The 410-nt window shown below is 74.9% G+C and carries 1 protein-coding gene and 1 pseudogene; one reads left to right on the top strand and one right to left on the bottom strand.

Annotated features, from left to right (window positions below; all coding sequences use genetic code 11):
- Window positions 1-222, bottom strand: a pseudogene (locus LPA54_RS40505) (hypothetical protein); the annotation flags it as partial.
- Between LPA54_RS40505 and LPA54_RS40500 the strand changes: the two are divergent.
- Window positions 205-410 (top strand): NAD(P)-binding domain-containing protein (locus LPA54_RS40500; protein WP_228985429.1); only part of this gene is annotated, 206 nt, incomplete at its 3' end. The pseudogene LPA54_RS40505 and the gene LPA54_RS40500 overlap by 18 nt on opposite strands.

Genomic DNA, 410 nt, shown 5'->3' with positions numbered 1-410 from the left:
GACCAGCACGCGGAAGGGGCGGTTGCGGCGCAGCACGTCCCGTACCTGGGCGAGGGCGGGGCCGTGCCGGTCCCCCGCTGTTCCGGTCGGGGCCGTCGCGGGCAGCAGGTCGCGCACGCCGCCGACGCCGACGTACTGGAAGACCACGGTGAAGGCGCCGAGGACGGCTGGCGGCTCGAACTGACCGGCCCCGACGGCGCGTACGTGGAGACGGTCGCGCATCTCGTGGTCGCCAACGGGCACAACCACACGCCCCGGCTGCCCGAACCGCCGTATCCGGGCACGTTCGAGGGCACCACCTCGCACGCGCACTCCTACCGCGAGCCGTCCGCGTTCGCCGGCCGCCGGGTGCTGGTCGTCGGCACGGGCAACTCGGCGATGGACATCGCGACCGAGCTGGCCGGGCAGGC

Source organism: Streptomyces sp. DH12, assembly GCF_020873895.1.
Classification (GTDB): domain Bacteria; phylum Actinomycetota; class Actinomycetes; order Streptomycetales; family Streptomycetaceae; genus Streptomyces.
This window is presented reverse-complemented; position numbering and strand designations above follow the sequence as displayed.